The organism is Endozoicomonas sp. 2B-B (assembly GCF_053470045.1).
Genome location: NZ_JBLZMU010000001.1, coordinates 6,021,775 through 6,046,141, shown reverse-complemented (window position 1 = coordinate 6,046,141; position 24,367 = coordinate 6,021,775). Strand labels below are relative to the sequence as shown.

Below are 24,367 nucleotides of genomic sequence, written 5' to 3'. Positions count from 1 at the left end.
AAACCGTCTGAACGGTTCCAGACGGTTTTTTTACGAAGCTTAAAGAGTCGTTGCTGTTTTTATAGTCTCTTTGGGTTCTTCGGCCAATGCAGAGGGCTTTTTCTTGTCCCGGGTAGCATTTATATGAATGCCCTTAAGAACATTAAGAGCCAGGCTTAACTGATAATCTTGCTCGGCCAGAGAACCCGACTCGTCCTTCTGCTTGTCTTTGAGCTGTTTGCTTTTCTTGTGTTTGCCTTTTTCAGTCTTTTTATTGCCGTTGGTAAGATGACCCTGCAAGTCCGCCTCCTTGTAATCGGATACGTCTTCTTCAGGTGTCACTTTAGCCCTTGGTACAAAAATATCAGGCTTTATACCCTCGGCCTGAATTGAACGACCATTGGGCGTGTAATAGAGAGCCGTAGTAAGTTTCAGACCTTTCTCTTTATTATTTCTCAGAGGTAGTACGGTTTGAACGGAGCCTTTGCCGAAAGATTCGGTGCCGACCAGAACGGCTCTGTGATGGTCTTGCAGGGCTCCAGCGACGATTTCAGAAGCCGATGCTGAACCACCATTGATCAGCACTACCAGGGGCATACCTTCGGAAGGATCATCTTTGCTGGCTTTGAAGCTGAGCTGAGAGTTGGGGATATTTCCTTTGGTGTAGACGATCAGTCCTTCTTTGATAAAGGCGTCTACAACTCCCACTGCTGACTGAAGAACACCGCCGGGGTTATTTCGAAGATCCAGTACCAGACCTTTCAGTTTCCCGTTCTGAGATTTTTTGAGTTTGTCAAGGTGTTCAACCAGCTCCTTGTCAGACTCAGACTGGAACTGGCTCAGGCGAATGTAACCATAGCCATCCTCCAGAACCCGGGACTTGACACTCTGTACTTTGATGATGTCGCGTTTGACAACCAGGTTAATGGGTTTGGGCGCCCCTTCACGAACTATCGTTAACTTGATAGGCTCTCCGGGCTTGCCACGCATCTTATCGACAGACTCCATCAGAGTCATACCTTTCACGGAAGTGTCATCCAGCTTGATGATCAGGTCGCCTGCCTTTACACCGGCTTTCTGGGCCGGGGTGTCATCAATAGGAGCGATGACCTTGATAAAACCATTTTCCATTCCGACTTCGATACCCAGTCCGCCAAACTTGCCGGAGGTATTGATTTCAAGTTCTTTAAATTCGTCTGGTTTCAGGTAAGAGGAATGGGGGTCCAGGCCTGAAACCATACCCTGGATGGCATTATCCAGAAGCGTCTTGTCATCTATATCTTCAACATAGGCACTTTTGATAAGTTGCAGGGCCTCGGTGAAGGTACGCAATTCTTCCAGTGGCAGTGCGCCTTTCTTCTCTTCCTTTGCCGCTTTGGCATCGGCTTCTGACTCGGCGGGTTCAACCGCTGCCGGGGCGGGCTTATCTCCCCGGTCAACAGGGGCTGACCAGCCTTGCAGGGCAAACCCGGATGCCAATGCCAGCACAGCGGCTTTTATCCATTGTGGCATCGGCTGCCGGGAAGTAGAAAAAGATGTTGTCATGAATTCTCCCTGCACATTTATGGTGAAAATGCCGCTATTTCTGATCCTGCGGCAATGTTCGTGGTTTGGATGGTCCGGCATCCCGGTGGTCCGGCATCCCGGTGGTCCGGCATCCCGGTGGTCCGGCATCCCGGTGGTCCGGCATCCCGGTGGTCCGGCATCCCGGTGGTCCGGTACTGAAGTATAGGCAGCTTTATTTAACAGACTGCGCTGTGCACTGTCTTTCAAGCTTCAGGTTCAGCCGGAAAAATAAGGGATAAGAAAACCCAAAGCTCTCTGTTTTATCGGTTCAACCCACCGTTTCTGCAATCTTTTATGGGACGATGTTTTATGATTCCTCTGTTACAATTTTGATAACCATGGAACTGGATTCTGCGGTTTTCCCCTGTGTCGGATTTCCAGATAGACTCCGGGTTCGTTCTGCCCCCCTGACTGACCGCTGAGTGCCAGTTCCTCTCCGGCCAGAACTGTCTCACCTTCTTTCTTCAGTAGCCATTGGTTGTGTGCGTACAGCGACAGGTAGTGATTACCATGGTCTACAATAATCAGCTGACCGTAACCTCTTAGCCAGTTAGAAAAAATGACAGTGCCGTCGTGTATGGCATTGACTTTGGTTCCGGCTTTTACCGAAATAAGAATCCCCTTCCAGCGAATTCGGGTATCTGGTCGCTGCTGGTTGAAACCGTACAAAACCCGACCTTTAACCGGCCAGGAAAGTTTTCCCCTGGACTGCTGAATAGGAGAACTGGCTGGTTTTCTGGCAGCCAGTTGGGCCAGAAGTGCCTGCAGCTGTTGCTTTTGTCGATTGAGAGAGTCCAGCTCCCGGTCATTGCTTTTGAATTGATCATTGATTCTGGAGATTAACTGCTTCCGGTCATTTCTGGATTTAATCAACCGGTCCTGTTTTTGGGTAAGGTCCGCTTGCTGTTTTTCCAGTCTGTCGTTCAGAGCCTGCTGCTGTTGTCTGTTGTCTTCTATGTCGGTCAGCGTTTTCTCGAAAGCTTCGATAGCCTCCAGCTGAGCTTTCTGAAGATGCTTCAGGTAGGTCAGGTGTCTGGATACTTCTTCCGGATCTTCCTGATTCAATAGTAACTTCAGCCGATTGTCGCGGCTGGCAAAATAAATGGAGCGTACACTGTTGGCGATGCGACTTTTTTCTTTATTTTTCTGCGCCGTCAGAGCCTGCTGACGGCTTTCGAGCTTTTTTATGTCGGCTTGCCCCTGCTCAAGAGCTTTTTCTATTTTACGAATAGAGTTTTGCAGCTGGCTTATTTCTGTTTCGGTAGATTGCAAGTGCCTCTCGGCAGATGAGCGTTCGTTGTTGAGCTTGTCCAGCAGCTTTTTCAGATGTTTAATGTCCCCGTTGATCGCCTCCAGCTGAGTCTGGGGTGATTCTTTTTCCACGGATTCTGCGTGGGCCGTTCCGCTGTTCATAAAATTGAACAGAGTCAGGACTACGGCGAACATCAGGTTTGCAGCCGTGATTCTCATACTCAAATGCCATTGATTTTTTTAGTAGATGTTTCAGTATGCCCTGAATGATCGGGCTTTCACATACTTATATGCAGGTTGCTTCCGATTTGTTTTCCGCTCCCTGTAACGTGTTATGCTGTTTCAAAAGCAGAAAGACGGCATAACCCATCTGGGAATACTGTGCAGGTAAACGACGATTTTATGAGATTTACTTTTCTCGGAACCTCGGCAGGGTCTCCTACCGCAGACAGAAATGTGACCGCAATGGCCCTGGCTCTGGATGAAAGTCGAGACTGGTATCTGGTTGATTGTGGTGAAGGAACTCAGCAGCGACTGTTGACAAAGGGCCCTCAGCGAACAGAGAGCCTTCAGCGAACAAAGAACCGTTACACACTCTCCAATCTTGCAGGTATTTTCATTACCCACGTTCATGGTGACCATATTTTTGGACTGCCAGGCTTGATCACCAGTGCCAGTATGCAGGGCAGAAGAGCCCCCTTAACGATCTGTGCACCAGAAGGTGTGGAAAGTTTTGTCAGACACTCACTCAAATGTGCTGCCGTTCGCAATATGCCCTTTGAACTGAATTTTATTCGCAGTGATCAATCGGGTTTTCACTTTCAGGATAAGAATTTTAAAGTGACTTCCCATGAGCTGTCCCATCGCGTTCCCAGCTATGCCTATCGCTTCGCAGAGAAGCCTGTTATTCAATCAATGGATCAGGACAAACTGGAAGCGTTGGGCGTGCCAAGGGGAGCGCTTTGGGGTGCATTGCAAAATGGCAATAGTGTTACCTCACCGGATGGCAGGGTTATTCATCCTCGAGATGTAAGGCAGCCGCCCCGGTCAGGCAGGGTGGCTATTATTGGTGGCGATAATGACCAGCCTGATCTGCTGATAGACGCCATGAAAGGTGTTGATGTGCTGGTGCATGAAGCCACCTTTACGGAACCTGTTCTGAAAAAAGTCGGACCCCAATATATGCACAGTACCGCCAGAATGGTGGGTGAAGCAGCGGAAAAAGGTGGAGTCAGTCATATCATCCTGACTCACATCAGTGGTCGTTATCGAAAACATGCGTCTCACTTTGCCTCATCGGTTGAAGCACTCAGAAGCGAAGCTCAATCGGTTTTCGGTGGGCAGATTGAGTTGGCTGAAGATTTTGCCTGTTGGGCTTTGGACAGGGAAAGAAAACTGACTCGAATGGAATAACGCGGAAGAGCTTTATAGCACCTCTCCCGCTTATCGGTCTCAGTGATTAGCCTGACGGAGTGAGTGCATAACCCTCAGGGCCCCAGCCGCTATCAATTGATCAGTCTCCTGCTTGTTGATGTAGGAGTAAGTCAGCCCCCATTCCTTAAAGCGTTCTCTGAATAAGGCATTGACAAAATCAATCTCGTTGATTTCGGCGTACTCTCCCAGAAAGTAAACATGGGGCTGATTGGATTTCCCCTTTTCTTCCGCTTTGGCGATCATGCCTGCAGCACGTTTCTGTATCTCTCTCAGAGTGGGTTCCATGGTGGCTTTCATATGGTCAACATACCACTCTTTGAGAGCCACTGGTGCTTCTGAATCCTGTAGTCTGAGTAACAGGATTCTATGGCCCAGCTCATTTTTTCTTTTGCGTTGGGAGTAGCGGTCAAAGAACTCCGGGCTTGATGCCTCTGAATCAATATTTTGCTTCAGATAGAAGTAGGCAGCGTTCTTATTTGATCTCAGTTTCAGCTCTTCCATACAGGTTTTTGTTCCTTCAAGACAAGCATATGCATCTGAAGTAATCTCCTGGAACTGTTGTTCAGACTTGTATTCTTCCCATCGTTTCATCTTTGCCCGACATGTCTGTAAATTGTCTTTGCAATCTGTTTCGGTATTGATAAAAAACTCGTCACTGGCGAAGGCTCCGATGCTGTGAACGCTGCCACTGGGAACGGATTTGGGGGGCTTGCGTGGCTTGGGAACCCTCATTACTGGCATCTTGAAACTATCTCTGAAATCCTCTTTGCTATCTCTATAGAACATTTTCATATCAACGGTTTTTAAGGTTCCCTGCTCCATGGAGCACACCAGATCGTAGGTGGTTTTAAAAACGAACAGCTCATCTTCAGCGTTCATCAGTTTCATAGCTTCCCCGATCAATGCGGTATCGCGGGTAGTCCTGATGTCTGTCAGAGCTATTCCGCTATCCTGAAAGGTTTCCTTAATGGCAGTTTCTGCCTGTTTCTGAATCTCGATGACATCCTGTGGGTTAAAGAAGGTGTAAAGTAAATCTCCTTCTTTGGTCGTGGCGGCATCAAAGCCAGCTACTGCATAGAGGAACGAAACCGGTGTTTTTGCAGGATCTATGCCCTTTTTGGCCAATACCGGCTTCTGCTCTGCAAGCATTTCCCGGGACATTTTTCTGGCCACAGCCACAGCGTTTCGTGAGGGGTCATAATCACCGCTCTTCATGTCGGTGCGGGTTCGTTTGGAAGCAATGTTCCCAACATGATCCAGATACGCTTCGTCGATACTCATGTCCCGCTTGATCGAGACCAGAACTCTGGGTTTGTCATTGTCCAGACGCTGAACCAGGTACATTTCGGCACGGGAATTCAAGCTCCAGAGTACATAGACCAGCTCTTCCTGAGCCTGGAGGATGGCACTGAAGCTTATGGAAAACAGGGCCACGAACAGAATAGGTACTTTTCTGATAATCATGAATTACTCCTTACAAATTCATAAAGACTCAAAGTTTAGACAGGAATTTCAGGCTTTTAGTTCCTTTGTTGTCGATATTCTTGTTTTATCAATACCTATGGTGTTAAGTCTGAAGTCGGGCAGGTTCGTGGTACAACCCATCGGGGGGGGGTAGTGAACAAAAGCATTAAGACTCAGATTATGGGCTTTGGACAGGGAAAGAAAACTGACTCAAATGGAATAACGCGGAAGGGCGTTATAGCACCTCTCCCGCTTATCGGGCTCAGTGATTAGCCTGACGGAGTGAGTCGATAACCCTCAGAGCTCCAGCCGCTATCAATTGATCAGTCTCCTGCTTGTTGATGTAGGAGTATGTCAGCCCCAAATTCTCAAGGAACTCTCTGAACAAGGCATTGACAAAATCAATCTCGATGATTTCGGCGTACTCCCCAAGAAAGTAGACATTGGGCGGATTGGACATTCCCTTTTTTGCCGCTTTGGCAATCATGTTTGCAGCGCGTTTCTTTATCTGTCTCAGAGTGGGTATCATGTTGTCTTTCATTTGAGCAACATACCACATTTTGAGAGCTGTTGGCGCTTTTGCATCCTGCAGTCTGAGCATCAGGATTTTGTAGCCCAGCTCATTATTTCTCTTGCGTTGCGAATAGCGGTCAAAGAACTCAGTGTCTGACGCCTCTGGATCAATGTGTAGTTTTAGATACTTGTGGCCTAGCAGCAGATCCACTTCTCCCAGACAGGTCTTTACATCGGCGTCGCAGGCAGATAATTCTGAATCCATCTCCTGATACTGTTGGGGAGAGATAGGTTCTTCCGATTGTGCCAGTTTCTCTTTCCATTGTGCCAGTTTCTCTTTCCATTGCGTCTGCTTTGTCTTACATGCCGTTAGAGTGTCTTTGCAAGATGTTATTGTTGTTTCGGTATTGGCAAAAAGCTCGTCACTGGCGTAAGCCCCGATGCTGTGAACGCTGCCACTGGGAACGGGTTTGGGAATCATCATTGGCATGCCAGGGGTTTCAGCGGCACGCTCCAAGTCATCACTGTACAGCATTTTCATATCGAGGGCTTTTAACTCGCCCTGCTCCATAGAACAGACCACATCGTAGGTGGTTTTAAAAACGAACAGCTCATCTTCTGCGTTCATCAGTTTCATAGCTTCCCCGATCAATGCGGTATGATGGGTAGTCCTGATGTCTGTCAGAGCTATTCCGCTACTCTGAAAGGTTTCCTTAATGGCTTTTTCTGCATGTTCCTGAACGACGATAGCATCCTGTGGGTCATAGAATATGTGTCGTAGATCTCCTTCTTTGGCCGTAGCGGCATCAAAGCCAGCCACTGCATAGAGGAACGAAATGGGTGTTTTTGCAGGGTCTATCCCCTTTTGGGCCAATACCGGCTTCTGCTCTGCAAGCATTTCCCGGGCCATTTTTCTGGCCACAGCCACAGCGCTTCGGGAGGGGTCATAATCCCCCCTCATCATGTCGGTGCGGCTTCGTTTGTAAGCAATGTTCCCAACATGGTCCAGATACGCATCGTCGATGTACATGTCCCGCTTGATCGAGACCAGAACTCTGGGTTTTTCATTGTCCAGACGCTGAACCAGATACATTTCGGCACGGGAATCCAGGCTCCAGAGTACATAGACCAGCTCTTCCTGAGCCTGGAGGATAGCACTGAAACTTATGGATAACACGGCCACGAACAAAATAGGCACTTTCCTGATAATCATGAGTTACTCCTTTTAAAATTGCTAAAGACTCGAAGTTCAGACAGAAGTTTCAGGCTTTTAGTTCCCCCGTTGTCGACATTTTTGTTTTACCAACACTTATGGTTTTAAGTCTGAAGTCGGGCAGGTTCGTGGTACAATGGCTTCCTTTCGCCGTAAGAATACTGAAAAGGCAGGCTTGTGGCGTCAGCTTGAGCGATGTGAATCGCTTACACCTGTTTCACCCAAAGTGAATAATCCAATGTCCGAATATACAAGTGTCGAAGAGCGCGTAATGAACTGCTGGCTGTCTCCTGACAACAGCAGTCGAGAAACAATTGTCGTGTTGAGAGTGGAATAATAACTCTGAGCAGGAGGTTTTCGACTCTACTCGATTTCCATGATCACAGGGAAAATCAATCAGTTATAGTTATTTTATGGCGTGAAAGTAATTTTGCAGGCAAAATGGTTTTTGTTTGCAAGCAGCAACATCCAGTCATGCTCGGTAGACCGCTGATCGGTGGCCTACCTTCACCACGGTCACCACAAGCTCGCTGTCTCTAATTTCATAGAGGATGCGGTAGACCCCTTGCCGGACTCTGTAGCGCTCTTTGCCTGAGAGCTTTTCACAACCTTGCACCCGGGGCGTTTCTTTCAGTGCATCAATACGCTTGATAATGCGCTCTACATCCTTGCGTGGTAGCCCCTTTAAGTCCTTCGCTACCGACGGCTTAAACGTGATCTTATAGAGTGCCATCAGCCTTTAACTGCTCCAATAAATTCTCATAAGTAATTTCAGGCTCTCCAGCTCTATCATCAAAGGCTTTAAGGTCTTCCCTATCCTCGCTCATAAGGCGCTTTACAGCCTCATTAACCAGGTCTGAGATAGAGGTCTCAGAACTGGCTGCTCTCATCTTTAAAGCCTGATGAACTGCCGGGTCTAGATAGACCGTAGCCCTCTTGGTCAATGTGGCCATATCCAACACCTTTGTTGTATTAACGTTTTGTCATTATAACTACTGAATAAGTATAATGACAGGTTCCCGGAACCCAGTCCGGGAGACTGTGCGGTAATCCTGAAAGACTGGACGCGGTTGTTATGAGTTCGATTCCTTATCCCTCTCGGGATGTCCGGCCTGCAAAATTACTTTTACGTCAGATTTACTCGAAACGTCATCTGAAGCCCACCGGAATGAATTCGCAAGCCTGGAATAAGCAGCAGGGATCAGAAACACTTGGCTCGTAAAACATAGAGCTGAAGTTTGTAGTAATGTGGATGACTGTGCAGAATTTGTTTCAGCCGGTAGCCAGTTTTCCGACGGCCTGATAGCACTCATCATCACTGTTTTCCATTTCCCAAATATCCAGAGCATTTTGCATTCCGAGCCATACATCTACAGAGGTACCCAGAGCAATAGCCAACCGCTTGGCCATATCCTTACTGCATGGTATTCGTTCGTTCACGAAAGCGGATAAGTGCTTTCTGGAAACATTCAGAACTTTTGCCGCTTCTGTGACCGAAAGATTCAAAGGCTCAAGCACATCCATTTTTACAATCTGACCGGGATGGGTCGGCTTTCTACTTCTGATTCTCTTGGACATAATTTTTTCCTCAGTGGTACTGCTCATAATCAACTCTGATTGCATCCTGCCCTTCAAACTCAAAGGTGATGCACCAAGGCCCGTTTACATGGACCGAATAACGACCTGCTGTTTTTGGCTCCAGCTTGTGAAAGTTGAAGCCTGGAATTCTCATATCATGCGGTTTCTTTGCCTGATCAAGAATATCTAGCAATCGGGCTATACGATTCTTATGTTTCGGGGTTATCCCTTTGGTTGTGCCATCGTAAAAATAATCTTCCAAACCTTTGTGAAGAAATGTCTGTATTGCCATGAAATCACCGTAACCATATTGGTGACAGTTTAGAGTGTAACCAGAATGGTGTCAAAAGCATTAAGACTCAGATTATGGGCTTTGGACAGGGAAAGAAAACTGACTCGAATGGAATAACGCGGAAGAGCTTCATAGCACCTCTCCCGCTTATCGGGCTCAGCGATTAGCCTGACGGAGTGAGTCGATAATCCTCAGAGCTCCAGCCGCTATCAATTGATCAGTCTCCTGCTTGTTGATGTAGGAGTATGTCAGCCCCAAATTCTCAAGGAACTCTCTGAACAAGGCATTGACAAAATCAATCTCGATGATTTCGGCGTACTCCCCAAGAAAGTAGACATTGGGTGGATTGGATATTCCCTTTTCTGTCGCTTTGGCAATCATGTTTGCAGCGCGTTTCTTTATCTGTCTCAGAGTGGGTATCATGTTGTCTTTCATTTGAGCAACATACCACATTTTGAGAGCTGTTGGCGCTTTTGCATCCTGCAGTCTGAGCATCAGGATTTTGTAGCCCAGCTCATTATTTCTCTTGCGTTGCGAATAGCGGTCAAAGAACTCAGTGTCTGACGCCTCTGGATCAATTTGTTGTTTCAGATACTGGCGGCTTAGTATCAGTCTCTGTTCTATCAGACAGGCCTTTAAATCGGCGTCGCAGGCTGATAATTCTGAATCCATCTCCCGGTACTGTTGGAGAGAGATAGATTCTTCTGATTGTGCCAGTTTCTCTTTCCATTGTGTCTGCTTTGCCTTACATGCCGTATAAGTGTCTTCGCAATATGTTGTTTCGGCATTGGCAAAAAACTCGTCACTGGCGAAGGCCCCGATACTGTGAACGCTGCCACTGGGAAGGGGCAGTTTGGCAGCGATCATTGGCATGCTAAGGGTTTTAGCGGCACGCTCTATGTCATCCCTGTAGAGCATTTTCATATCAACGGTTTTTAACTCGCCCTGTTCCATAGAACACAACACATCGTGGGTGGTTTTAAAAACGAACAGCTCATCTTCTGCGTTCATCAGTTTCATAGCTTCCCCGATCAATGCGGTATGGTGGGTAGTCCTGATGTCTGTCAGAGCTATTCCGCTACTCCGAAAGGTTTCCTTAATGGCTTTTTCTGCATGTTCCTGAACGACGATAACATCCTGTGGGTCATAGAAGACCTGCAGTAAATCTCCTTCTTTGGACGTGGCGGCATCAAAGCCAGCCACAGCATAGAGGAGCGAAGCGGGTGTTTTTGCAGGGTCTATTCCCTTTTGGGCCAATACCGGCTTCTGCTGTGCAAGCATTTCCCGAGCCATTTTTCTGGCCACAGCCACAGCGTTTCTAGAGGGGTCATAATTACCGCTCTCCATGTCGCTGCGGGTTCGTTTGTAAGCAATGTTCCCAACATGGTCCAGATACGCATCGTCGATGTACATGTCCCGCTTGATTGAGACCAGAACTCTGGGTTTGTCATTGTCCAGACGCTGAACCAGATACATTTCGGCACGGGAATCCAGGCTCCAGAGTACATAGACCAGTTCTTCCTGAGCCTGGAGGATGGCACTGAAGCTTATGGATAACACGGCCACGAACAAAATAGTCACTTTCCTGATAATCATGAGTTACTCCTTATAAAATTATTAAAGACTCGAAGATTGGACGGGAGTTTCAGGCTTTTAGTTCCGCTGTTGTCGACATTCTTGTTTTATGGTTTTAAGTCTTAAGTCGGGCAGGTTCGTGGTACAATGGCTTCCTTTCGCCGTAAGAATACTGAAAAGGCAGGCTTGTGGCGTCAGCTTGAGCGATGTGAATCGCTTACACCTGTTTCACCCAAAGTGAATAATTCAATGTCCGAATATACAAGTGTCGAAGAGCGCGTAAGCTATGGTATTGGCCGTCAAATGGGCGACCAGCTGGCCAGCAATCCTGTTGAAGGTCTGTCCATCGATGCCGTTCTGGCCGGTCTGGCTGACTCCCTGAATGGGGCTCCAAGTGCCGTTGAGCATTCTGCTCTGCAGGAAGCGTTCAATGAAATGCATCAGCGCATCCAGGCCAGGGAAGCCGAGAAAGCCAAGGAGCTGTCTGCTGAGGGTGAAAAGTTCCTGGCTGAAAATGCCAAGCGTGAGGAGGTTACTGTTACTGAATCAGGCCTGCAGTACGAAGTGCTGGTAGCCGGTGATGAGAATGGCGAAAAGCCGGGACCCAACTCCACTGTTCGCACTCACTACCATGGTACTTTGCTCAACGGTTCTGTGTTTGACAGTTCTGTTGATCGCGGTGAGCCTATCGAATTCCCTGTTAACGGCGTTATTGCAGGCTGGACAGAAGCCCTGCAGCTGATGACCGTCGGCTCCAAATGGAAACTGTTTATTCCATACAATCTGGCTTACGGTACCCAGGGTGCAGGTGGTGCTATTGGCCCTTATGCAACTCTGGTCTTTGAAGTTGAGCTGCTGGCTGTTTCCTGACAACAGCTTTGGACTGGCAGCGTCCTGCTTCCAGTCCTGTTTTGCCAATATTCTGGAAGGATCAGCCCACCAGCGACTTACCGGTCATCTCTTCAGGTTGCTCGAGACCCATCAGGTCCAGCAGGGTAGGGGCAATGTCAGATAAAATACCGTCTTTCAAGTCAATGGCTTTGGGTCCAAAGTAAACGAGAGGGACCAGCTCGCAGGTGTGGGCTGTGTGAGCCTGACCGGTTTTAGGGTTAACCATCTGCTCAGCGTTACCGTGGTCGGCGGTAATCAGACACTGACCACCGGTTTCATCCAGCGCGGCAATAACTCTGCCAATGGCTTGATCGACGGCTTCCACGGCTTTCACAGCGGCATCAAAAACGCCGGTATGACCCACCATGTCGCAGTTAGCGTAATTGCAGACAATCAGGTCATGCTTGCCGCTCTTGATTTCAGCGACCAGTTTTTCAGTCACTTCCGGAGCGCTCATTTCAGGCTTGAGGTCGTAGGTGGCTACTTTGGGTGAAGCAACCAGAACTCTTTCTTCTCCTTTGTAAGGCTCTTCCCTGCCGCCACTGAAGAAGAAGGTGACGTGGGCATATTTTTCAGTCTCGGCAATACGCAGCTGTGTTTTACCCAGCTTTTCTATGTATTCACCCAAAGTATTAGGGAGTTCTGACGGTGGGTAGGCACAGATCGTATCGATGTTGGCAGCATACTGAGTCAGCATCACGAATCCGGCCATTGCGGGCTGTTTGGAGCGTGGGAAACCGTCAAAATCTTTTTCTACAAAGGCTCGGGTGATTTCACGGGCCCTGTCGGCACGGAAGTTCATGAACAGAGCCGCATCACCGTCATTGATGGTGGCCGGGCTTTCACCAAGGGTGGTAGCTTTTACAAATTCGTCGTTCTCATCACGCTCATAAGCCGCATGCAGTCCTTCTACAGCAGTTTTGGCAGAAAAGTCTGCTTTGCCCAGAGTCATCAGGTCATAGGCTTCCCGGACTCGTTCCCAGCGGTTATCACGATCCATTGCGTAATAGCGACCGATCAGGCTGGCCACTCTGCCAATACCTTTTTCCTTCAGGAGAGCGTCGGCTTTTGCCAGAGAAGCTTCGGCGCTGCGTGGTGGCGTATCGCGGCCATCCAGAAATGCGTGAACATAGACTTCTTTGGCGCCTCGTTTGGCAGCCAGTTCCACCATGGCGTTGATATGATCTTCGTGACTGTGAACACCGCCAGGAGATAACAGTCCCATGATGTGAACCGCTTTTCCTGCTGAGACAGCTTTGTCGATAGTGTCTGTAAATGCTTTATTCTCGAAGAAGTCACCGTCCTTAATGGACTTTGTAATACGGGTAAAGTCCTGGTAAACCACCCGACCGGCACCGAGGTTCATGTGGCCGACTTCGCTATTACCCATCTGACCATCGGGCAGGCCCACATCCATACCGGAGCCTGAGACAAAACTGAAAGGATGCTCCTTCTGGAGTCGGTCCATGACCGGTGTATTGGCAGCCAGGATAGCGTTGGAATCAGGTTCTTTTCGGTAACCGTAACCATCGAGGATGATCAGGGCGGTGGTTTTGCGCTTGTCAGTCATGGATCAAACCTTGGGCATAAAGGCCAAAATGGTGATCAAAATAGTGTCTTTGAAATACTGCTTTTACAAACGTTGCAGCTATTCTCAGAAACCGGGTTGAGCAGCATTTTTGGCTCAGGACTGTTTTGAGAGGTGAAGGCCTTGAATTCTACCTGCTTTACGGCTGGTTTCCAGAGACAGATAGATAGAAATTCACAATTTGCAGAATAGAACAATTGTTTTCGCCAAAGCCTGATTTTCTCTGCTTTCAGAGGGGTATACACAACCTGTTATGCTGACATTTACTAGCGAGCACTTTTAGTTCACACAGTCGTAACTCTGTTTAGCAGCCTGTATACTTGTCGCCTCAAGGAAAATAATTACGAAAACTGGCACGGTTCTCTCCTTAAATAGAGAGACAGTAAGCTGTTTTCCCCTCGTTAAGGCATATTAGTACTGGTTCGGTATGGAACAGATTATTGAATTTATAGGCAATCACCCTCTGCTGGTGGGTTCTCTGGTGGCTCTGGTGTGTGCACTGCTCTTTACCGAGATGCGTAAGGGCGGACAGAGCGTCGGTTCTCAGGAAGTGACTCAGCTGATTAACCACCAGGGGGCTATAGTACTTGACGTCAGGGAAAAAACCGACTTTAGCAAAGGTCATATCGTTGATGCCGTGAGCATGCCCTATGGCAAAGTGGCTGAGCGTATCGGCGAGCTGAACAAACACAAAGACAAGCCGATTGTTATCGTCGATGCCATGGGGCAGCACGCTGGTACCGTTGGCAAGCAATTGAAAGACGCCGGGTTTGAGCAAGTTGTCCGACTGAAAGGTGGTATTGGCACCTGGACGGCCGATAGTCTCCCTCTGGTTAAGAAGTAGATTAACAGAGAATGATTCACTCCCGGATAGACGAGTGAATCATTGTCAGCAACAATGGAAAACAGATGGCTCAGGTTACCCTTTATATTTCTGCTTATTGCCCCTTTTGCCATCAGGCGCTCAGGCTGCTGGACAGCAAAGGGGTCAGCTACCAGACTATCAGCGTCGACGGTAAGCCCGATGTCCGTCAGGAGATGACACGCAAGGCAGGTGCGTGCACAGTTCCCCAGATATGGATTGGCGACACCCACGTGGGGGGTTGTGATGACCTGTATGCTCTGGAATCTGCTGGCAGACTGGATGACTTGCTGAAGTAAAATGGACTCGTATCCTGAAGCTTCATGGGATCGGGCCCGTTTTTGAAAGTAGCTGGTTGCCAGACTTGATACTGGTATTTTTATCCCCACTAATAGGTGGGAAGCGAATTTAGAACCGATGTTTTTAAGGAAAAGATAATGGCTGAGAATCAGCAGCAAGATCAGGCGCAGTTTGCGCTGCAGCGTATTTACGTAAAGGACCTGTCCTTTGAATCGCCAAAGTCTCCGGAAATGTTTCAGGCGCAGTGGCAGCCAGAAGTTAAGCTGGACCTGAACACCACTAACCGTCTGCTGCACGATGACATGTATGAAGTCGTACTGTCACTGACCATTACTGTCCAGAACGGCACTGAAGAAGAGAAGGAAACGGCTTTCCTGGCTGAAGTTCAGCAGGCGGGAGTTTTCCTCATCAAAGGACTGGGTGATGAGGAATTGCACCGCACTCTGGGTGCTTTCTGCCCGAACATTCTGTTTCCATACGCACGTGAAGCCATTGATAACCTGGTTCTGCGTGGCAGCTTCCCTCCGCTGATGCTGGCACCTGTCAATTTTGACGCCCTCTACCTGCAGGCGCTTGAACAGCAGGAAGCTACCGTTAACTGACGGACTGATAGCTTATAAATAGATGGTGCCGGGCGTTGACCGGCACACTCTTCTCTCACTCACCGCCAATAAATTCCAGCTGCTTCCAGGCCTCGTAAACCATAACGGCCACAGTATTGGATAAGTTCAGGCTTCTGCTTTCAGGCAACATCGGTAAACGCAGTACCTGATCCTTTGGCAGGCTATTCAAAATATCGGTTGGCAGGCCTCTGGTTTCCGGGCCGAACATCAAGGCATCTCCGGGTTCAAAGGCATGTTCCGAGTAGCGGGTGGTACCTTTGGTGCTCAAAGCCAGAACTCTTTTGGGTTTCACTGTTTGAAGAAAGTCCTGATAGTGATCATGAATCTGCAAATTGGCGTACTCATGGTAATCCAGCCCGGCCCTTTTCAGACGCTGATCATCGAGATCAAAACCCAAAGGCCTGATCAGATGCAGGCGAAAACCTGTATTGGCACAGAGTCGGATGATATTCCCTGTATTGGGAGGAATTTCTGGCTGGTAGAGAACGATATCAAGCATGCTCGCAGGAACTGATTCAGTACATCGAGGTGGAATTATAAGGCTTTTAGCTTGGGTTGTGAGTGAATCTATACCCATCACTACATCTTTAAAGGCGATGGATACAGAAACGGTTGTTAACCTTTCAGACAGAAGCCTGAGCCAGACCTGAGATCAGAACCATGGTTAACAAGAGAGCAACAATGTTACAGCTGCGTCCGACGCTACATTGTTTTTCATCGCAGCGGCATTGGTCGTAAGGTGACAGATTCATCTTCAGAAGCCTCTTTAAATTTCCTGAGGGTTTGCTGATACACGCTTCGAATACTGCTCTGCCTTGGAAGCTACACAATTAATATTAGTAAAGCTTGTCAGGGCCGAAAGAAAATTTCTTGCCCTTATAAATCTGTCGGGATAATACTATTTTTCCGGGGGTTTTACAGGGTTTTCTTAACAAGTGTTGCTTTTCTGGCGTGTTCAATAAAATGTATGCTCAATCCAGCTCACCTCACCCCGGAGGAAGTGCGGGTGTTGATCAACCTGTCTCACAACAAGGATTATCAGCGACTGCTGGAATACCGGAAATGCCGCCGACAGGGCCATCCGGAACAGTCAGCTTTTATCTTTCGAAGCGTAATGTTCAGCAACCTTTTCATGGGCAGCAGCCAGTGCCTGAAGAGTGCCGCTCCACATCAGATTGGAGACACCTCCCATGGCCGTTGCGTAAGCTAACTGGGCAACAAAAACCCTGGGGTTTTTAGCGGCAGTAGCAGCCAGTTGTCTGAAAATCTCCTGATGGGTTTTGCCCAGTATCCGGCCATTGGCGTGGGTTTTGAGAATATTATTGATAAAACCTACTGTTGCACCCACACCAAACTGTGTTGCCCTCATTTCAAAATCACCAAGCTTCCCTTCATCCCGTCGTTTAACCTGCTGCCTGTCCATTGAATCCATCGAAAACATCAGCAGAGCGGAAAGGCAATTGCTAGTAGCTCCTCGAAAATGCGATGTTAGCGTTCTTTTGAAGCCTCGTTGCAGAATAGTTTTAGATTCCTGAGCTTTTTTTACATTGCGATCTCTCATCTGCTGTTTAATTTGCATCGCTGCAAAAGGCTGGCTGGCTACTGTCATTAGTGTGGCAGTAGTGCCGTTGACTGCAAAATTAGCTTTAACCTGGGTGTCTTCAGGCAGCTCCATTGTAGAAGACACGCCATAAAGCAATTGCGCAGATACTGTTCGAACCGTATCGGCAATCGCGTAACGAGTAACAGTGCGGGCTATGGCTGGAGCCCAGCCGGCCGTAGATAAAGCCGCTGTCAACTTAGGCAGCTGACCGGTTTGCTGTGACTGAACCAGTGGCCTGAGTAAGGAGGAAGTCGCAGGTGTGTTCAATACAGCAGGAAGCAGCATATTGTCTTTAGCAAACTTACTTACGTACAAAGGTAAAGGAGCACCCTTCAACAGGCTTTCAGGAGCCAGCTCTGTTTTTCGGCTTACAAGAGATGTTTCACTGCCAGTTTCTGCGTTACTGGCGTCAGGAAGGTACTTTGACGATTCAATGTCAGCAGAGGGCTTGTTTTCAGGTGAGACAGTACTCAGGCCCGATTGCTGCTGTGTAGTGGTTAGTGGATCCATTATCGACTCCCTTTAAATAAATCATATTCATTCTGAGTTCCTCACCGGGAAAAAGTTCATTTTATAGTGTGTTTGCGCTCATCTTCCTCACTTACCGCGAAGGACAATCTCAAGTCCGACAGGCTGCCAGTTGCTTGGTAGCAGAAATCGGATCACCTTAAGCTCGTTTGGCGTCTTGTGCGTTCAACCCAACGAAAGAATAGAAAGCAGAATCGCCAGATGTAGTAATATGTGTTAATTATTAACACAAATGGTGCGGAGCTATGGCAAGAACAACATCGGTAACATTAGGCCAGCATTACGAAGACTTCATCAATGATCTTATAGAAAAGGGTCGTTTTCAGTCTGTTAGTGAGGCGGTTAGGGCAGCGCTCAGGGTCTTTGAAAAAGAAGAGCAAGAATATGAAGCCAGGTTACAGGTTCTGAAGGACAAAATAGAAGCCGGTCGTAACAGCCCGGTTGTAAAAGACTTTGATATGGATCGTTTGCTTGATGAATTAAACGTGAGACGTGATGTCGTGTAGTTACGATTACGTTGACGACCTGAAAATAAATGTTTATCTAAAAAAGTCTACTCAAAAGTTTGATATATAAATTTATATTGATGTATCCGCTTGCATTTATGCGGGAAGTACCTGTTTTCAAAATCTTTGAATATGAGGTATTGACATGGATCAATATATCTCCAATAGATGTTTTTGTGAGCAATTATTTATGTTAGCCTTATCGGAAAATACGTACATTAGTCAGCCTTGGGCTAACTAAAGCGTGTAGAGAAAATAAGAAGTATCGGTTTCAGGGAAAGTCAGTCATAAGAATAATAAAAAGACAGTGGTTGTTTAGTTCTTTTTGTCATTCTCCATGTCTGCCTTGATGTTCCGAAAGAAGCCTGAAAAGTGGCTTCGAGATCAGGTGTCGGAACACACCTGGAGCTTAGAAGAAAAATAGACAACGGACTAGTTCTAGATATTGGAGAAAGTGATGGAATTTAAAAAAGTAGCTGTGGCTTTAGCACTGTCTGCAGGGCTGGCCTCTTCCGGGCTTCAGGCGGCTGATAACCCAACGGGGCCGACTGCAAACTCATCTACTGGCAATTTTGATATTGTCCTTAGAAATGATGTTCAAGTAAAACTGTTCGGCCTGGACGACGTAACTTTCGATACCGACTCTGGCACTACCGGTGATCTCTCAGGTTTTACTCCTTCTTGTGTTGATTCAAACGTTGAACGATATGAAGTCAGCCTGGTAAGCAGCAATGATTTCAAATTGATAGCTGGATCGGGCCCTGCATCAGGTGATATCCCATATTTGCTGACCTATTCACAGAACTTGGCGACAGACCAGATCTGGGGTGATAGCAACCTGAGCTCGGGTGATGCAGCGGGTGATTTTGCAAGAGATGGCACAATAGGTGGTGACACTTGCAGTGTTGCTCTGGACTCTAAAATTACCGTGGACATACTGGAATCGGATTACACCGGTAAAGATGTAGGTGTTTATTCAGATACGGTTACAGTGGTGGTTTCAGCTATTTAATCCCACATGGCCAGCGAAGTTGACTCCGGTATCTTCGCTGGCTCTCCAAAAAAATAAAAAACAGCCGTGAGTAATAGCCCTGAGCCAACCCACGGTAGAAGAATCAGAGCAGTAACAAAAAGGACTTTCCCGGGTCATGACTAGGCGGAAATGCATTGACATTCTATGTATTGCATTGCCCATGGTTTTTATTTTCTCGAAAGCTGTGGCCAGTCAGCCGCTTTTCCTTGCTCAGAATAAAGTCCCCGAAGGTTTTGAGACGCTCAGCGAGCCCCAGCAGTCGCTGATGGATATCTATTATGGCAACCGCTATCTAACTTCCCAGCTGGCCACCTTTCAACCCGGTAAAATTACCCTTTCCAATGTTAATGAAGTGGTTCGCCTGATTGGTTCGGTGAATGATCCTGCTTTTTTGACGACAGCTTTATCGGGCGAGTTGAATACCCATGCCGAGGCGATCTGTCCGCCCAATGTCACGAAGGATTGTGGTGTTCTTAATCCTCCCATTGCCGGTGTGATTTTTGATGAGTCCCGCTTCCGGGTCGATGTGTTTGTTAATCCCCGCTTTCTGTTAACCCGGGCTGCAGATGTCAGAAAATATTTGCCGCCATCCGATGCAGGCTTTGCCATGATGCAGAACTTTTCGGCAGCGGCCACGGGTAACACTGAAGACGCTAATGGCAATGACTACACTCTGAATGGTCTGACACTGTTGTCTTATTATGAAAACAGTGTGCTGTGGAGCTGGGACTATTCAAAGTCACAGCAGTTCTCGGTCAATCAGCTATATGGTCAGAGGGAGTATGAAGGTTTTGAATACAATCTTGGCTTGCTCTCAAGTCAGGGGTTTGGCCTGAATTTCACGTCCGACCAGCCTCTTGTGGGAGCCCGCTTTCAGAGTTCTGATAATACCCGGAACGACACCGATTTCAGCGGTGGTATGCCGGTTGAAATCTTTATGCCACTCAGAGGCAGGGTTGAAATCAGAAAAGATGGACGACTGATTGCCTCTTATTTCCACGAAGCGGGTCTTCAGGCTCTGGATACCACTAATTTTCCCAGTGGTGCCTACGATATAGAAATCAGTATTCTGGATGAACAGGGTAACCTGCAGTCTCAGGAAACCCGTTTCTTTTCAAAACAGTACCAAATACCCCCTGAAGGTGAATGGCAGCTCTTTGCCGAAACAGGGCGTGTGATGACATCGGTTTTCGATGGCACCCTGCCTCAAAGTACCGAGCAGTGGCTGACCCGGGCCGGTGTGAGTCGGAGAATTTTTGATACTATGGCAGGTACTCTCTCTGCTGCCGCTACTCTGGACACTGCATTGCTTGAGCTGGGTCTGTTTAATCTGGGGTATCGTTATGAGTTATCACCGTCGGTGATGGTAGCAGATAACGGCAGCTATGGTATGACCCTGACTGGCAGAACCTGGTTGGGCGACGTCTCTCTCAACGGCAGTTATCGCCGACTCTGGAGAGATGACAGTGAAGAGGAAAACACGGATCGCCCGGCACTGATCGGTGATGCTTTTGAGCAAAGCAGTTTTTCTGTTTCTGCACCCCTCTGGAGAGGTAACGCCAATTACCGATTCAGCAGCAACAGAAATAATAGCGACGGTAGAACAGAAACCCACGGAGTGAGTTACACCGCTAACGTTTTCAGAACACTGGATTACGACACCAGTGCGACCTTCAGTTTGAGTGAATCAGAAGGTAACACTGTAGCGCTGTTCAGTTTTGAGTGGCGATTCCGTCAGGACCGTTGGAATTTCCGGGTTAACCCCCGGGCTGAGGTTCAAGACAATAACGGTGTTAGAGACAGAACAGAAAAAATGAGGCTGTCAGCCTCCTGGGACGACGGTGATCTTTTTGATGGCCAGTTGACTTCCAGTGTCTCCGCAGAAGCGGGCAGCGGCGAACGCAGACTCGATGGTACTTTGCAGTATGGTAACCGGTTTGGCAGAGCGGCATTGTCGGTAAACCACAGTTCAACAGAAGCTAACCGGATTACTAACTATAACGGCAGTTTCAGTACCAGCTTCCTGACCGATGGCAATGTTGTTGCCATGGGGGGAGAGCAAAGAGCTGAAAGTGCTCTGGTGGTCAATCTGGAAGGTCGTGAAGGCGACGTTTTTGATGTGAGAATTGATGGCCAGAGAAGAGGTTATGCCGTGGCGGGCAGACCGTCGGTGATCACACTGTCGCCTTTTGAACAATATACCGTTACCCTGTCGCCTTCAGGAGATACCCTTTACAGTTTTGATGAGCGGGAGCGCCGTTTTACCTTGTATCCGGGAAACGTGGTGACACTGGACTATGAAGCTATCCCCCTGCAACTGCTCTTTGGTCGTCTGTTAATGAATGGTGAACCTCTGGACAGAGCCCGGATAACCGGAGGGCTTTATCCTTCCAGCTCAGACGACATTGGCATGTTCCAGATAGAAGCCCGCTCAGACATCAACGAGTTGAGGATTGAGCTGGAGAATGGTTGGCAATGCTCCGTACCCGTTGAACCGGATGATGAGCAATACATATTGAGAATGGGAACTCTGGATCTTTCCGAGTCTGATTGTGTTCCCGAGCTGGAAGGTCAGCTGGCCATCGGTAAACGGGACGATTCCTGAGCGGGATTTTCAGAAAAAAATAGATAACAGGATAATGGGATCCTGCAGTGTTCAGGTGCATTGATTACAAGAAGGTCTGTCGTATAAAGGCCCGGGATTGAAGACATTGAAGTATTTTATCAAGGTGTTTTTTGCTGTACTAATATTCTTTTCGTCAGGGTCACAGGCGTTCTTTGATTTCTCAGGTTTTGTCGCTGACCCGCTCAACGTCTCCTCGGGCAGTGCAAACCCCACCTATAACTTCACGGTTTCCTTCAGTGCATTTTGTAATTCGGGCTGTGTAGGTCAGGATTATCGGTTGGCTCTCTCTGATTCTGATCCCGGCAGCCAGAGCCCTTCGAGTAATGTTCCTGATAGTTATCAGGCGGATGAGTTGTCAGAGTTTTTGATCAGTGCTCAATATAGTCAGCTGGAAAATCAGGGGAGTTTAGTACCCGGTCAGTGGACACATTCCGATAGCTCATCCTCATTTTTTCAGACTACTACCAATGGCACAGTGATGGGTTCGTTTACTTTTACATTCAACCAGAATCGGCTGCAACAACTTGAAGCTGGCACATACAACTTCCGTTTTTATATTGCTGGCGAAGACATGTTCGATACACGCCATCTGGACAGTATTCTGGTAACTATTCCGATCGTTGTACCTGAGTTCGTGCAAATATCAGGTCTGGAAGATGTTGCCTTGGATGTTAATGATCTTTCTGGTAATAACCTGACAGCTCAATTTGGTGTCTGCGTATTCAGTAACACAGGTGGCGTTTCTGTAGACTTCGATAGCAGCAGTAATCCGGGCGGTAACTTTATGCTGAGTAAACAGGGACAATGCGTGAACCCTTCGGATTGTGTTGATTATCGTATCAGGGTCCAGACGCCCGGCCAGTTTCGGCGGACTTATAGCCGTCAGGGGCAAAGACCTAACAGAATCTGGAATGCCAGTAATCAGCAGGATTGCGGTGGTCAGGATAACATGACGTTGCAGGTCAGGATCATGCAGAGTGCTCTTAATAATATCGATTCGGGTGTATACAGCGATACCATGACGGTTACAGTAAGGGCGCGATAAAAATAACTATGGATGTTGTTTTCTTATGATATATGTCAGATGGATACTTTCGCTAATTACACTGACATTGGCTAATACGGCTGCAGGCTTTTTCGTTTTTGGTCAGCAGCAATATACTGCGACACCTGTTATTTGGACCGGTGGCGATGTTGATATCGATCTGCCTATTCAGTTGCGGTCGTGCAATGGTATCGGTACTGGATCAAGTTTTCTCCGCTGTGGCTGGTTTCGACAAGCTGAAGATTACACTATTGAAGCGACTGATTTTGATTTCATTGCTTCAGGGAGTGTCCCTTCTATAGAAATGTCCCGGGTGATCTTTGAGCAGGGGAGCAATTCATTGTTGCTAAAAGATGGCAGCAATGTTCCTGATACGGGTTCGACATTTTTAGATCCGGGGACTTGGAGGCAGGTAGATGGGAACGTATCGGTTACGGTGAATGCTATCGAGTTACAGGGTCGTCAACCCGGAAATTATCAGGCTGTAATAAAGCTCACAGGCATGGAGAGCGGTGGTTTTATACCTTATACCGATAACAGCGATCTCATCTTTGATCTGAACATTCCTGACCGCATCCAGATCAGCGGCCTGAGCGACCTGGCGCTCACTGACCAGAGTCTTCAGGGTGATATAGATTTTTGTGTTTACACTCAAAGTGGATCTGACTTCACTGTCCGGGCTACCGGGCTGAATAATGATTTTCTTTTATCGAGTCAGGTGGGTTATCAGTTAAGAGTAGGGCAAGGGGGCGCTATGGAAACCCTGGTGCCGGGAATAGATGGGCAGCCCTGGACTGGTTCTACTCAACAGTATTGTGGCGGCGGCGCCAATATGGATCTTGAAATTACAGTACCTTTATCGGAAGTGTCTGGACTTCAGCCCGGCATCTATAAAGATACGGTAACGGTGACGGTCTCGGTTCTATAAGTTAAAATGCCAATCTCTTTTCTGTGCTGCCATTGAAAACACTGCATTCGTCTTCGATGTTGCAGCCGGGGTTTTCAATGTTCAGTTTTGCTCGTCCTTTAATATTATAAATGTTACAACACCGGCGTTTGTCGCTCTGGCATGAGCTAAACTATCTACTGCGCGAGATCACATAAACCAATGATATGTCATATACGACAATATTTAATTTGTGGCCGCATCTGTTAAGCCTGATTGCTTCTGTGTGTCTGCTAAACTGCTCTGGATAGAGTCTGAACTGAGGCTTAGGGGTCGTCATAGAGCCCCTGAAATATAGAAGCAAAACAGATTGGCGATCAGGTTAGATATAGGAGAAAGAGATGGAATTAAAGAAGTAGTATTTGCTGTTGCGCTATCTTCAGGACTGGCCTTTTCCCGGCTTCAGGCAGCTGAAAACCCAACAGGACCCACTGCAAACTCATCTACCGGAAAATTTGACATCGTTCTTAGAAACAATGTTCAAATACAGCTCTTCGGTCTGGTGGACGTGACTTTCGACACCACTTCTGGCGGTGATCTCAAAGGTTCTACTCCTTCTTGTGTAAATTCAAACGTTTATCGATACCAAGTCAGCTTGGAAAGCAGCAATGATTTCGCATTGATGGCAGGGTCAGGTGCAGCAGCGGGCAATATCCCTTACTTGCTTACCTATTCTCAGAAGCTGGGTGCAAAAGATCAGGTCTGGGGGGCTGGCCACCTGGCGTCAGGTGCTACAGCGGGCGATTTTCAGACAGATGGCCTTATACATGCTGAACTCATTTGCAGTGTTTTAGAATCTAAGATTACTGTAGACATTAAAAAAGCGGATTACACTGGTAAAGCTGTCGGCGTCTACTCAGACACAGTTACAGTGGTGGTCTCGTCTATCTAATCTCTAATAGCCAGTGAACTTGACTTCGGTATCTTCGCTGGTTTTCCAAGAAATGAGAA

The 24,367-nt window shown here is 47.7% G+C and carries 24 protein-coding genes; 12 read left to right on the top strand and 12 right to left on the bottom strand.

Annotated elements, in window-relative coordinates; all coding sequences use genetic code 11:
• Positions 1 to 39: 39 nt before the first annotated feature.
• The gene (locus ACOMHB_RS22405; protein ID WP_448218270.1) at positions 40 to 1,524 is read right to left on the bottom strand and encodes a S41 family peptidase; all 1,485 of its coding nucleotides are present in this window, start codon (positions 1,522 to 1,524) and stop codon (positions 40 to 42) included.
• Between the two features lie 342 nt (positions 1,525 to 1,866).
• Positions 1,867 to 3,015 (bottom strand): murein hydrolase activator EnvC family protein, encoded by a 1,149-nt coding sequence (locus ACOMHB_RS22400; RefSeq protein WP_422135324.1) that lies wholly within the window; start codon positions 3,013 to 3,015, stop codon positions 1,867 to 1,869.
• 183 nt (positions 3,016 to 3,198) lie between these two features.
• On the opposite strand from ACOMHB_RS22400, the gene ACOMHB_RS22395 reads away from it, so the two are divergent.
• The gene (locus tag ACOMHB_RS22395) at positions 3,199 to 4,209 is read left to right on the top strand and encodes an MBL fold metallo-hydrolase (protein ID WP_448218269.1); all 1,011 of its coding nucleotides are present in this window, start codon (positions 3,199 to 3,201) and stop codon (positions 4,207 to 4,209) included.
• A gap of 39 nt (positions 4,210 to 4,248) precedes the next feature.
• Here the strand turns inward: ACOMHB_RS22395 and ACOMHB_RS22390 are convergent, their stop codons facing one another.
• Positions 4,249 to 5,694: a hypothetical protein gene (locus ACOMHB_RS22390; RefSeq protein ID WP_448218268.1), complete on the bottom strand. Its 1,446-nt coding sequence runs from the start codon at positions 5,692 to 5,694 to the stop codon at positions 4,249 to 4,251.
• 262 nt (positions 5,695 to 5,956) lie between these two features.
• Positions 5,957 to 7,420 carry a hypothetical protein gene (locus tag ACOMHB_RS22385; protein WP_448218267.1) on the bottom strand — a complete coding sequence of 488 codons (1,464 nt, stop codon included), beginning with the start codon at positions 7,418 to 7,420 and terminating at the stop codon, positions 5,957 to 5,959.
• Positions 7,421 to 7,556: 136 nt separating this feature from the next.
• Here ACOMHB_RS22385 and ACOMHB_RS22380 point away from each other — a divergent pair, with 136 nt between their 5' ends.
• Complete coding sequence (locus tag ACOMHB_RS22380) at positions 7,557 to 7,757, top strand: hypothetical protein (protein WP_448218266.1); 201 nt, start codon at positions 7,557 to 7,559, stop codon at positions 7,755 to 7,757.
• A 135-nt stretch (positions 7,758 to 7,892) separates the two neighbouring features.
• Here the strand turns inward: ACOMHB_RS22380 and ACOMHB_RS22375 are convergent, their stop codons facing one another.
• The 5 genes from ACOMHB_RS22375 to ACOMHB_RS22355 form a co-directional block, all read right to left on the bottom strand.
• A complete protein-coding gene (locus ACOMHB_RS22375) occupies positions 7,893 to 8,153 on the bottom strand; it encodes a type II toxin-antitoxin system RelE family toxin (RefSeq protein ID WP_448218265.1) in 261 nt (86 codons plus the stop codon).
• The gene (locus ACOMHB_RS22370) at positions 8,140 to 8,373 is read right to left on the bottom strand and encodes a ribbon-helix-helix domain-containing protein (RefSeq protein WP_448218264.1); all 234 of its coding nucleotides are present in this window, start codon (positions 8,371 to 8,373) and stop codon (positions 8,140 to 8,142) included. The genes ACOMHB_RS22375 and ACOMHB_RS22370 overlap by 14 nt, the downstream gene beginning before the upstream one ends.
• A 319-nt stretch (positions 8,374 to 8,692) precedes the next feature.
• Positions 8,693 to 8,998, bottom strand: a complete 306-nt coding sequence (locus tag ACOMHB_RS22365; protein WP_422410935.1) for a HigA family addiction module antitoxin — start codon at positions 8,996 to 8,998, stop codon at positions 8,693 to 8,695.
• 10 nt (positions 8,999 to 9,008) lie between these two features.
• Positions 9,009 to 9,290 (bottom strand): type II toxin-antitoxin system RelE/ParE family toxin, encoded by a 282-nt coding sequence (locus tag ACOMHB_RS22360; RefSeq protein WP_448218263.1) that lies wholly within the window; start codon positions 9,288 to 9,290, stop codon positions 9,009 to 9,011.
• A 156-nt stretch (positions 9,291 to 9,446) separates the two neighbouring features.
• Entirely contained in the window at positions 9,447 to 10,886 is a 1,440-nt protein-coding gene (locus ACOMHB_RS22355) for a hypothetical protein (protein ID WP_448218262.1), read from the bottom strand.
• A 228-nt stretch (positions 10,887 to 11,114) separates the two neighbouring features.
• On the opposite strand from ACOMHB_RS22355, the gene bamJ reads away from it, so the two are divergent.
• On the top strand, positions 11,115 to 11,735 hold the full coding sequence (bamJ, locus tag ACOMHB_RS22350; protein WP_448218666.1) for a BamJ family beta-barrel-assembly machinery protein: 621 nt from the start codon (positions 11,115 to 11,117) through the stop codon (positions 11,733 to 11,735).
• Positions 11,736 to 11,796: 61 nt separating this feature from the next.
• Here the strand turns inward: bamJ and gpmM are convergent, their stop codons facing one another.
• Positions 11,797 to 13,326: a 2,3-bisphosphoglycerate-independent phosphoglycerate mutase gene (gene gpmM / locus ACOMHB_RS22345; RefSeq protein WP_448218261.1), complete on the bottom strand. Its 1,530-nt coding sequence runs from the start codon at positions 13,324 to 13,326 to the stop codon at positions 11,797 to 11,799.
• Between the two features lie 445 nt (positions 13,327 to 13,771).
• Here gpmM and ACOMHB_RS22340 point away from each other — a divergent pair, with 445 nt between their 5' ends.
• The 3 genes from ACOMHB_RS22340 (at position 13,772) to secB (ending at position 15,108) form a co-directional block, all read left to right on the top strand.
• Complete coding sequence (locus tag ACOMHB_RS22340; RefSeq protein ID WP_422135317.1) at positions 13,772 to 14,188, top strand: rhodanese-like domain-containing protein; 417 nt, start codon at positions 13,772 to 13,774, stop codon at positions 14,186 to 14,188.
• A gap of 65 nt (positions 14,189 to 14,253) precedes the next feature.
• Positions 14,254 to 14,505, top strand: coding sequence for a glutaredoxin 3 (gene grxC, locus ACOMHB_RS22335; RefSeq protein WP_448218260.1), 252 nt, complete (start codon positions 14,254 to 14,256; stop codon positions 14,503 to 14,505).
• A gap of 138 nt (positions 14,506 to 14,643) precedes the next feature.
• Positions 14,644 to 15,108, top strand: coding sequence for a protein-export chaperone SecB (secB, locus tag ACOMHB_RS22330; protein ID WP_448218259.1), 465 nt, complete (start codon positions 14,644 to 14,646; stop codon positions 15,106 to 15,108).
• A 55-nt stretch (positions 15,109 to 15,163) separates the two neighbouring features.
• Here the strand turns inward: secB and trmL are convergent, their stop codons facing one another.
• The gene (trmL, locus tag ACOMHB_RS22325; protein ID WP_448218258.1) at positions 15,164 to 15,628 is read right to left on the bottom strand and encodes a tRNA (uridine(34)/cytosine(34)/5-carboxymethylaminomethyluridine(34)-2'-O)-methyltransferase TrmL; all 465 of its coding nucleotides are present in this window, start codon (positions 15,626 to 15,628) and stop codon (positions 15,164 to 15,166) included.
• A gap of 591 nt (positions 15,629 to 16,219) precedes the next feature.
• Positions 16,220 to 17,242: a hypothetical protein gene (locus ACOMHB_RS22320; protein ID WP_448218257.1), complete on the bottom strand. Its 1,023-nt coding sequence runs from the start codon at positions 17,240 to 17,242 to the stop codon at positions 16,220 to 16,222.
• Between the two features lie 263 nt (positions 17,243 to 17,505).
• Here ACOMHB_RS22320 and ACOMHB_RS22315 point away from each other — a divergent pair, with 263 nt between their 5' ends.
• From ACOMHB_RS22315 to ACOMHB_RS22290, 6 genes are all read left to right on the top strand, one after another.
• Positions 17,506 to 17,766 carry a type II toxin-antitoxin system ParD family antitoxin gene (locus ACOMHB_RS22315; protein ID WP_448218256.1) on the top strand — a complete coding sequence of 87 codons (261 nt, stop codon included), beginning with the start codon at positions 17,506 to 17,508 and terminating at the stop codon, positions 17,764 to 17,766.
• A 457-nt stretch (positions 17,767 to 18,223) separates the two neighbouring features.
• A complete protein-coding gene (locus ACOMHB_RS22310; protein ID WP_448218255.1) occupies positions 18,224 to 18,778 on the top strand; it encodes a hypothetical protein in 555 nt (184 codons plus the stop codon).
• 136 nt (positions 18,779 to 18,914) lie between these two features.
• Complete coding sequence (locus tag ACOMHB_RS22305; protein ID WP_448218254.1) at positions 18,915 to 21,404, top strand: TcfC E-set like domain-containing protein; 2,490 nt, start codon at positions 18,915 to 18,917, stop codon at positions 21,402 to 21,404.
• Positions 21,405 to 21,510: 106 nt separating this feature from the next.
• Positions 21,511 to 22,470, top strand: a complete 960-nt coding sequence (locus ACOMHB_RS22300; RefSeq protein WP_448218253.1) for a hypothetical protein — start codon at positions 21,511 to 21,513, stop codon at positions 22,468 to 22,470.
• Positions 22,471 to 22,495: 25 nt separating this feature from the next.
• Complete coding sequence (locus ACOMHB_RS22295) at positions 22,496 to 23,398, top strand: hypothetical protein (RefSeq protein WP_448218252.1); 903 nt, start codon at positions 22,496 to 22,498, stop codon at positions 23,396 to 23,398.
• A gap of 328 nt (positions 23,399 to 23,726) precedes the next feature.
• Entirely contained in the window at positions 23,727 to 24,308 is a 582-nt protein-coding gene (locus tag ACOMHB_RS22290; RefSeq protein WP_448218251.1) for a hypothetical protein, read from the top strand.
• The last annotated feature ends 59 nt before the right edge of the window (positions 24,309 to 24,367 follow it).